Origin of the sequence: uncultured Sphingomonas sp. (assembly GCF_964243315.1) — a bacterium.
Taxonomy (GTDB): Bacteria; Pseudomonadota; Alphaproteobacteria; order Sphingomonadales; family Sphingomonadaceae; genus Sphingomonas.
Genome location: NZ_CAXTEM010000083.1, coordinates 1 through 9,254 on the forward strand (window position 1 = coordinate 1; position 9,254 = coordinate 9,254).

At 67.9% G+C, this 9,254-nt stretch carries 9 protein-coding genes and 1 pseudogene; 6 read left to right on the forward strand and 4 right to left on the reverse strand.

Annotated features, from left to right (window positions below):
• Both ACFE77_RS15210 and ACFE77_RS15215 read left to right on the forward strand, forming a co-directional pair.
• Nucleotides 1-210, forward strand: a 210-nt coding sequence (locus ACFE77_RS15210; RefSeq protein ID WP_375422494.1) for a toxic anion resistance protein, incomplete at its 5' end; no start/stop codon positions are given.
• 10 nt (nucleotides 211-220) lie between these two features.
• On the forward strand, nucleotides 221-937 hold the full coding sequence (locus tag ACFE77_RS15215) for a hypothetical protein (RefSeq protein WP_375422495.1): 717 nt from the start codon (nucleotides 221-223) through the stop codon (nucleotides 935-937).
• Between the two features lie 282 nt (nucleotides 938-1,219).
• On the opposite strand, the gene ACFE77_RS15220 is transcribed toward ACFE77_RS15215, so the two are convergent.
• The 3 genes from ACFE77_RS15220 to ubiA form a co-directional block, all read right to left on the reverse strand.
• On the reverse strand, nucleotides 1,220-2,002 hold the full coding sequence (locus ACFE77_RS15220) for a 3'(2'),5'-bisphosphate nucleotidase CysQ (RefSeq protein WP_375422496.1): 783 nt from the start codon (nucleotides 2,000-2,002) through the stop codon (nucleotides 1,220-1,222).
• A complete protein-coding gene (locus ACFE77_RS15225) occupies nucleotides 1,995-3,344 on the reverse strand; it encodes a TldD/PmbA family protein (RefSeq protein ID WP_375422497.1) in 1,350 nt (449 codons plus the stop codon). The genes ACFE77_RS15220 and ACFE77_RS15225 overlap by 8 nt, the downstream gene beginning before the upstream one ends.
• A gap of 191 nt (nucleotides 3,345-3,535) precedes the next feature.
• Complete coding sequence (gene ubiA / locus ACFE77_RS15230) at nucleotides 3,536-4,444, reverse strand: 4-hydroxybenzoate octaprenyltransferase (RefSeq protein ID WP_375422498.1); 909 nt, start codon at nucleotides 4,442-4,444, stop codon at nucleotides 3,536-3,538.
• An 81-nt stretch (nucleotides 4,445-4,525) separates the two neighbouring features.
• Between ubiA and ACFE77_RS15235 the strand changes: the two genes are divergently transcribed.
• The 3 genes from ACFE77_RS15235 (at nucleotide 4,526) to ACFE77_RS15245 (ending at nucleotide 6,973) form a co-directional block, all read left to right on the forward strand.
• Nucleotides 4,526-4,699, forward strand: a complete 174-nt coding sequence (locus ACFE77_RS15235; protein WP_375422499.1) for a hypothetical protein — start codon at nucleotides 4,526-4,528, stop codon at nucleotides 4,697-4,699.
• Nucleotides 4,696-5,439 carry a 16S rRNA (uracil(1498)-N(3))-methyltransferase gene (locus ACFE77_RS15240; RefSeq protein ID WP_375422500.1) on the forward strand — a complete coding sequence of 248 codons (744 nt, stop codon included), beginning with the start codon at nucleotides 4,696-4,698 and terminating at the stop codon, nucleotides 5,437-5,439. Before ACFE77_RS15235 ends, ACFE77_RS15240 begins: the two co-directional genes overlap by 4 nt.
• A gap of 163 nt (nucleotides 5,440-5,602) precedes the next feature.
• Entirely contained in the window at nucleotides 5,603-6,973 is a 1,371-nt protein-coding gene (locus ACFE77_RS15245) for a glutamate--cysteine ligase (protein WP_375422501.1), read from the forward strand.
• On the opposite strand, the pseudogene ACFE77_RS15250 reads toward ACFE77_RS15245, so the two are convergent.
• Nucleotides 6,952-8,166: pseudogene (locus ACFE77_RS15250) on the reverse strand (DUF1295 domain-containing protein). The gene ACFE77_RS15245 and the pseudogene ACFE77_RS15250 overlap by 22 nt on opposite strands.
• Nucleotides 8,167-8,583: 417 nt before the next feature.
• Between ACFE77_RS15250 and ACFE77_RS15255 the strand changes: the two are divergent.
• A complete protein-coding gene (locus tag ACFE77_RS15255; protein WP_375422502.1) occupies nucleotides 8,584-9,126 on the forward strand; it encodes a GNAT family N-acetyltransferase in 543 nt (180 codons plus the stop codon).
• Nucleotides 9,127-9,254: the final 128 nt, after the last annotated feature.

Consider the following 9,254-nt stretch of genomic DNA (forward strand, 5'->3'; position numbering starts at 1 on the left):
GAAACGCTGCAGCGCGCGTTCCAGAACATCTACGACACGATGGACGCGATCGACAGTTTCAAGCTGAAGGCGCTCGATTCGATGAAGACCACCGTCACCGCGCTCGGCAGCGAGGTCGAAAAGTCGAAGGGCTATATCGCACGCGCTCAGGGCGCGACGCAGAACGCGATCAAGGGGCCGGGCGACCAGTATCGGCTAGAAGCGCTATGAGGCGGAACCGATGAGCGACGTCGACGACGCCATCGCCGCGGCCCGCGCCTCCTGGGGCCGGATAGCGGACACGAGGGGCGATCCCATCGACTCGCGCGCACGCCGCCGCACCAAGCAGGCGATCGGCAAGCGGCTGACCCGCATCGCGGTCGCGGACGCCGCGATCCTTATCGGCGCGGTGGTGGTCGGGATGGTCATCCCGCTCGGCATCATGGGCGCGCTGCTGGTGATGGCGCTGCTCCTCGCTGCGACGATCCTGTTCGCGGTCTGGCCCGCAGAGGGCCGTCTGCCGCCGCCCGAAAAGCTGCGCACCGTCGACATCAAGGCACTGCCCGCGCAGACCGAACGCTGGCTCGGCGCGCAACGCCCGGCGCTGCCCGCCCCGGCGCGGACGCTGGTCGATCAGATCGGCGTCCGGCTGGAGACGCTGTCGCCGCAGCTCGGTCGGCTCGACGACGGCACCGAGGACGCCCACGAGGTCCGCCGCCTGATCGGCGAGCAGTTGCCCGCCTTCGTCAACGATTACGCCCGCGTGCCCGAGACACTCCGCCGCGTCGAACGCAACGGCAAGACGCCCGATGCCGAACTGGTCGACGGACTGAAGCTGATCGAACGCGAGATCGCGGACATGACTGCCCGATTGGCGCAGGGGGATCTGGACAGCCTGTCGACGCGAGGACGGTTCCTGGAGATGAAGTACCGCGACGAGGGCGGCGGATCGTCCTGAGTCTTGCAAGACAAGCCTCACCAACCACCCCGCCCTCACTCCACCCCGGCGAAGGCCGGGGCCCAGTCGGAAAACGATGGTGACGGAGCGCAGTGAGCGATCACGTAAGCCTACCCACCTGGGCCCCGGCCTCCGCCGGGGTGGTGCTTAACATGTGGGGTAAGAGCATTCGCTTACCACAATATGTCCCCGCGAAGGCGGGGACCCAGTACTGGGCTCCCGCCTTCGCGGGAGCACAAATTGGGGAAGCACAACTCGCGGAGCACAACTAGCGGAGCACCCCTAACCCACCAACGCCCTCGCGCGATCGCTCAACCGCTCCACCGCCGCGCCGTGGATCCCCGGGGCGCTGACCAGCACCCCGAAGGCCTGCGGATCGGGCTTGTTGAACGCCAGCCGCCCACCGAGCGCGTCGCTCACCCCAGCACCCGCCTCGCCCGCGATCAGCACCGCGGCCGCAATGTCCCATTCGAAGCCCCAACGCAGCGTCGCGACGAGGTCCGCCTCGTCCGCCGCGACCATCGCGATCCTGAGCGCGATCGAATTCGGCTTGTGAACCGCGGTCAGATCGCGATCCGCCTTGGGCAGCGCATCGGTCGGCACCCGCGCGCCCGGCAGCGTGTCGCGCGGCCCCGCGCGCAACGCCACGCCGTTACGCCACGCGCCCTCGCCCGCGATCGCGGTCCATGATTCTCGCCGCGCGGGCGCATCGAGCACCGCGATCGTCGGCTTGCCCGCCTCGACCAGCGCGATCGACACCGACCAGCCCTCGCGCCCTCGAATATAGTCGCGGGTGCCGTCGATCGGATCGACCACCCAGATCCGCTCGCACGCGAGCCGCGCGGCGTTATCCGCAGTCTCCTCCGACAGCCAGCCAGCGTCCGGCAGCAGCCCCGCCAGCCGCGCGCGCAGCATTCGGTCGACGTCCAGATCGACCTCGCATACCGGGCTGCCGGGCTCCTTTTCCCAGCGGCGGAAGTCGGTGCGCCACCGCGCCAGCGCCATCTGCCCCGCTTCCGCGGCGACCGCGGCGACCGCGGCAGCAAGCCGCGCGCGATCAGCCACCCGCCACCGTCATCCCCTCGATCCGACAGGTCGGCACGTTGGTGCCGAAGCGGAATTCGAGGTCGTTGGCGGGGGTGAGATTGAGGAACATGTCCTTCAGATTGCCCGCGATGGTGAATTCCGCGACCGGTCCGGCAATTTCGCCGCCTTCGATCCGGAACCCCGCCGCACCGCGGCTGTAATCGCCGGTGACGCCGTTGACTCCTTGCCCGATCAGCTCGGTGATGTAGACCCCTGACGCGATGTCCGCGATCAGCGTCGATACCGGCACCGCCCCGGCTTCGAGGAACATGTTGCTGGTCGACACGCCGGGCGATCCGCCGACGCCGCGCGCCGCGTGCCCGGTCGGCTCCAGCCCCAATTGCCGCGCCGAGGCCGAGTCGAGCAGCCAGGCCTCCAGCATGCCGTCCTCGATGATCGCGATCGGCGACACCGGCAGTCCCTCGCCGTCGAACGGCCGCGACCGCAGCCCGTGCGGGCGGTGCGGATCGTCGCGGATCGTGATCCCCGGCGCGAACACCCGGGTGCCGAGCGCTTTAAGCAGGAAGCTCGTCCGCCGCGTGATCGCCTGGCCCGATATCGCGCCGGCAAGATGCCCGAGCAGCGACGCGCCGACCCGCGGATCGAACACGACCGGCATCGCCCCGCTGTCCAGCCGCCCCGGATCGACCCGCGCCACCGCGCGCTCTCCGGCGCGCTGGCCCACCATCTCCGGGCTTTCGAGATGCTGCCGCCGCCGCGCGCTATGATGCGCATAATCGCGCACCATCCCGCTGCCCGCACTCCCGGCGAGTACGCTGGCCGACACACTGTGCCCCGTGGCCGCATAGGCGCCCGCGAAACCGTGGCTCGTCGCCAGCGCCCAAACGCTGCGCGACGATCCCGCGCCCCCGCCCTCGCTGTTGCTGACCCCGGGCACCGCGCGCGCGGCTTCCTCGGCGATCGAGGCGACATCGCGCAATTCTGTGGGCGACACCTCGGCACCGTCGTCGAGATCGAGCAGCGGCGGCGCGCCGTGCATCAGCCGTTCGCGCGGCGCGAGGCCCGACCAGCGATCCTCCGGCGCCTCGCGCGCCATCGCGACCGCACGCTCGACCAGCGCGCCCATCGCCTCGCTCGATAGATCGGAGGTGGAGACGCTGGCGGATCGCTGACCCACGAACACCCGCAGCCCGAGCTCCCCGCTTTCCGAGCGCCCGACATCCTCCAGCTGCCCGAGCCGCACCGATACCTCGAGCGAGGCATCGGCGGCGAAGACCGCATCGGCGGCATCCGCGCCCGCGGCGATGGCACGCTGGACGATATCGGCGGCGCGATCGCGCGCTAGATCGGGGGTAAGCATCGCGCGGACTTAGGGTCGGCAGACGGACCGCGCAACCGAGGCGGCCACCTCTACTTCACGGTTAATTGGGAGGGCGCCCCCCACAACTCGTTCCTTTTGAGCGATGTCGAGAAACCGCCACCGCGCGCCCCGCTTCAAGTTTCTCGACTTTGCTCGAAACGAACGGGTGAGGTCGAGTCACAGGACACGAACTACATGCTCGTTCCGACCACCACGCACGCCAGGAACATCAGCAACCCCGCGAACCGATTGCTCCGGAACCGCGCCAGCGCGCCGGCACCATCGTCCGGCGTCAGCGTTGCGACCTGCCATCCGAGATGCACAGCTACCGGCGTCAGGGCGACCAGCGCCAGCGGATCGGGATGCGCTAGCCAGAACGCGCCGCCCCACAGCAGCACCGCCAGCGCGTAGAAGAACGCGACGCCGCCCCGCACCCGCGCGCCCATCCGCAGCGCCGACGACCGTACCCCGATCAGCGCGTCGTCCTCGCGATCCTGGAGCGCATAGATCGTGTCGTACCCGATCACCCACGCGATCGACCCCGCATAGAGCAGCCATAACGCGGGATCGAGCCGGCCCGCGACCTCGCTCCAACCAACCAGCGCCGCCCAGGAGAACACCAGCCCGAGCCACGCCTGCGGCCACCAGGTGATTCGCTTCATGAACGGGTAGGCCGCGACGGGCGCGAGGCTCGCCACCGCGACGATCGCGGCGATCGGCCGGAGCTGGACCAGCACCGCCAACCCGACCAGGCACAACATCGCGAGCCATACCCAGGCCAGCTTGATCGACACCATCCCACTCGGGATCGGTCGCGCCCGGGTCCGCGCGACCTGCGAGTCGAGGTCGCGGTCGACGATGTCGTTGTACACGCACCCTGCACCTCGCATCGCGATCGATCCGATCAACAGCCACAGGATCAACCGCCAGTGCGACACCGCGCCGCCCGCCAGCGCGACGCCCCACGCCCCCGGCCAGAACAACAGCCACCAGCCGATCGGCCGATCGAAGCGCGCCAGCAGCGCCAGTCCACGCAGCCTGGCGGGCAGCCGCTGCACCACGCCGCGATGCTCGCTGTCGGGGACGATCTCGGTTTCCATCGCTCCCCGCGTATGAACAGGCGGGTAGGCGCGCAAGCCTGCAGCCGCTACGCAAGCACGCATGTCGCTGGTGTTCCTCGGATGATCGGGTTGTCGGTCGCGATCGGCCGGTTCGTCGAGGCGCTGTTCTGGGCGATCCTGAAGGTCGCGGGCGTGGTCACGGTCGCCGCGGTCGGCGTCGCGGTGGCGGCGATCCTCGCCTGGATCGTCATGCGGAAGCTGTGGGCGCGTCAGGCGAGGCGGCGCGGCAAGTGACCGCCACCCCCGCCTGGCCCCCGCAATCCACCCCGCGGCTGTTCGTCGCCACGCGGCTCGCCATCGGACCGATCACCGTCGATGGCCCGCAGGCGCATTACCTCGCGCAGGTGATGCGGATGAAGGCCGGTGATCCGCTCAAGCTGTTCGACGACATCACCGGCGAATGGCTCGCGGTCGCGACCGATGTCGGCAAGCGATCGGTCACGCTCGACGTCACCGCGCTGCTCCGCCCGCGCGAGCCGGTGCCCGATCTGTGGCTCTGCGCCGCACCGTTGAAGAAGGGCCGCATCGACTGGCTGGTCGAAAAGGCGTGCGAACTGGGCGTCGATCGGCTCAGGCCCGTGCTCACCCGGCGCACCGTCGTCGACCGCCTCAACCTCGATCGACTCCGCGCGCATGCGATCGAAGCCGCCGAACAATGCGCCCGCACCGCGCTTCCGACGATCGACGAGCCCATCAAGCTGGCGGCGCTAGTCCGCGACTGGCCGTCCGACCGCGCCTTGTTCTTCGCCGACGAGACCGGCGGCGGGCCCGCGCTCGACGCGATGCGCGCCCGTCCCGGTCCGGCGGCGGTCCTGATCGGCCCCGAAGGCGGATTCGACGACGACGAACGCACCGCGATCCGCGCCCTCCCGCAAGCCGTCGGGATCGGCCTCGGCCCCCGCATCCTGCGCGCCGACACCGCCGCCGCCGCCGCGGTCTCGCTGTGGATGGCCGCTGGCGGGGACTGGGGCTAGCGCGGAGAAACCCTCCCGACCCGTCGTTTCGCGCGAAGTCGAGAAACCGCCACGTCATACCCGGCTGCAGATTTCTCGACTTCGCTCGAAACGAACGGGGCAAGGGCGGAGCTGACGTCATCCCACTCTAGCGCCCCCGTTCATCGAAGCGTAAGGCGCGGCGATGACGACCAAGACCGTGATCAGCGACACGCCCGTGATCGAGTCCCGCGACCAGCTGATCGCCAGCTTCGCGAAGGGCGAGAAGCCCAAGGATCGCTGGCGGATCGGCACCGAACACGAGAAGTTCGTCTATGCTCGCGGCGACCATCACGCGCCCTCCTACGACGAAGAACACGGCATCCGCGCACTGCTCGGCGAGCTCGAACAACATGGCTGGCGCCCGGTCGAGGAGAATGGCCACGTCATCGCGATGGCGGGCGCGGACGGCAGCATCAGCCTGGAGCCCGCCGGCCAATTCGAACTCTCCGGCGCGCCGCTGGAGGACCTCCACCAGACCTGCGCCGAGACTGGCCGCCATCTGGAGCAGGTGAAGGCCGCGGGCGAGAAGCTCGGCATCGGCTTCCTTGGCCTCGGCATGTGGCCCGACAAGACCCGCGCCGAACTGCCGATCATGCCCAAGGGTCGCTACGCGATCATGCTGCGCCACATGCCGCGGGTCGGCACGATGGGCCTCGACATGATGCTGCGGACCTGCACGATCCAGGTGAACCTGGACTATGCGTCCGAAGCCGACATGGTGAAGAAATTCCGCGTCGGCCTCGCGCTGCAGCCGCTTGCCACCGCGTTGTTCGCGAACTCCCCCTTCACCGAAGGCAAGCCCAACGGCTTCCTCTCGTACCGCAGCCATATCTGGTCGGACACCGACAACGCGCGTACCGGCATGCTGCCCTTCGTGTTTGAAGACGGCTTCGGCTATGAACGCTATGCCGACTACATGCTCGATGTGCCGATGTACTTCGTCTACCGCGAAGGCCGCTACATCGACGCCGCGGGGCTGAGCTTCCGCGATTTCCTGCGCGGCGAGCTGTCGGTGCTGCCGGGCGAAAAGCCGACGATCGACGACTGGACCGACCATCTGTCGACCGCCTTCCCCGAAGTGCGCCTGAAGAGCTTTCTCGAAATGCGCGGTGCCGATGGCGGGCCGTGGAACAAGATCTGCGCGCTGCCCGCCTTGTGGGTCGGGTTGCTCTACGATCAGGATGCGCTCGATTCGGCCTGGGACGTCGTGAAGGACTGGGACATCGAGGGGCGCCAGGCGCTGCGCGATGCGGTGCCGAAGCTCGCGCTCGATGCGCCGCTGCCCGGCGGCGGCAAGCTCCGCGACATCGCCAGCGAGGTGCTGGAGATCGCCAATGCGGGTCTCGCTGCGCGCGGCCGCGGCAATTACGCGGGCGACAATGAGACCGGGTTCCTTGACCCGCTCCGCGAGGTCGTTCGCTCGGGCAAGGTGCCCGCAGAACTGCTACTCGAGCGCTATAACGGCGCGTGGCAGGGCGACGTGTCGAAGGTCTACGACGAAGCGAGCTTCTGACCGCTCACCTTGGCGAACAGCCGTGGCACCCACCCGTGCCGCTCGATCCAGTCGCTATAGGCGCGATAGTCCGGGTCCAGCCCGAGTTGCCGCTACTCGGTCAGTGCCCGCCAGTAATAGACCCCGCTGACGACCCCCAGCAAAAGGGTCGCGCGCACGGCGTCGGTTGCGCTGCCGAGCGTCAGGAGCGGGATCGTCGACAGCCACCAGAACAGGTTCTTCGCGAGATACGCCGGGTGCCGGGAATGCGCATAAGGTCCATGCGTCAGGATGCCGCGGTTGGTCAGGTTGGAGAAACGCAGCCCGAACGCCACCGTCGCCCAGGCATAGATGCCGGTCAACACCACCAGCCCCGCGCCCCAGATCGCCAGCAGCGCCGGATGCCCGGCGAACCAATAGGTCCATTCCGCGGTACCCGGATGATAATCGAGCGGCCCGCCCGCATCCATCAGGATGAAGGGCGGATAGCACATCAGCGCCGCGGTCCATCCCGCCGCATAGGGGGTCGCGCTACGGATATGCGCGTCGAGTGGGCGCAGCGTCAGCACGTAGCCGACCGTCGCGAACGCCACGTCGATCGTGAACATGAAGGTGATCAGCCACTGCGCGAGTGCCACGGGATCGGCCCGCAACGCCGCGGTATCGGCGCGGATGAACTCGGCGAAACCCGGCGGCACGATCGCGAGCATAAAGGCGAGGAAGAACGCCTTCACGCCCCAACTGCGCAGATGCGCGGCAATCGCCTGCCGATCGACGCCCGCCCGTCCGCTCAGCCACGCGCCGAGATGCCAGGCCCCGTCCCGCGGTTCGACCAGATACCGATCGAGCCACAACACGTACGGCACCGACCCCAAGAACAACACCGGCGCAGCAAAACCAAAGCACCACATCGCGAACGCGAAATTGCCCTCCCAATAGAACCGGCCTGTCGCATAGATAATTCCGATCCCGACCCAGGTGGCCCATAGTCCTGCGATCTTGGTGATGCTGATGTCGCGCGTGGAGTTAGCGGCACGGCGAATTGTCCAGTCGATCCCGGTACTCGCCCGCCGATGCACCTTGTCAACGCACAGCGACCACCCGATCATCGGCACCGCGCAGCACAACAGGTTCACCAACGCGGCATAAGGCCCGTCCATGCCGAACCATCGCGCGACTGCGATCCAGCCGACTACCCCGGTCAGCCCCGCCAGTCCGACGCCCCCACTCACCGCGGACACCGGCCGCGCTCCCGCCGCGATCGCGTGCGACGTCTGCGGCTGCAATGCTGGCAGGTCGATCGCCCCGGTGCCCGCGCTTTCCATGCCGAGTCTTTTACCCGCTATCCTTAACCAATCCATGAATCGAACCGACTTGCGCAGCAGCCGCGTTATGGGTCCTTGGCAGTGCCGGCGTGTCGGTGTGCCGCCTGCTGAGGTTGATGCACGGGCTTGTCCAGCGGCCGATCGTAGAAATACTCGCTCAATTAGCGTGAGGGCTGACCGGAGCCCAGCGGGCGAAAGCCGGTGGCGTCAACGCGTCTCCGAGATTACCGCATCCGAGTGGCACTAGAGCCAACATGGACAAGCTGCCCCTGGACGGTCGAGGACACGCGGCACTAAGACGCTTGCATGGCGCCTGATCTTAAACTTCGCCTTGCCACTGCAGACGATGTTCCGGCGATCGACGACCTGATCACCCGGTCCGTGCACGGACTGCAGTCCGGTGACTACTCGCAAGAACAGCGCGATGCGGCACTCGGACATGTGTTCCTGACCGATCACGGGCTAATTGCCGACTGCACTTACTTCGTCGTGGCGACGCCGTCGGGACAGATCGTCGGATCTGGAGGCTGGTCTGATCGCCGCGCGCTTCACGGTGGACACACACATGGCGACACCGGCGAGCGCGTCGCCCTTGACAAAGACCCGGCACGTATACGCGCATACTATGTGGACCCGACCTACGCCCGTCAGGGCATCGCGTCTGCGATTCTCGAGGCATGCGAGGCAGCAGCGAGGAAGCGAGGTTTTTCCCGCATGGCCATGGGAGCGACGATGACGGGCGTGCCCTTCTATGCGCGACACGGCTATGGCGAGCACGGACGAGAAGAAGCGCCCTTGCCGAACGGCGACACTCTGACCGTCGTACTGATGGAGCGCGCAATCGATTAGCTTCACGCCGCAACAGTCGACGAGCATCGTGACTCGAGTGCGCGTTCAGATGCGCAGGCGGAAACCTGCTCTGAACGAGCGCCCGATCAAGTCGTAGGGAGCGCTGGTGCCGAAGGAGGTGCCGCTGG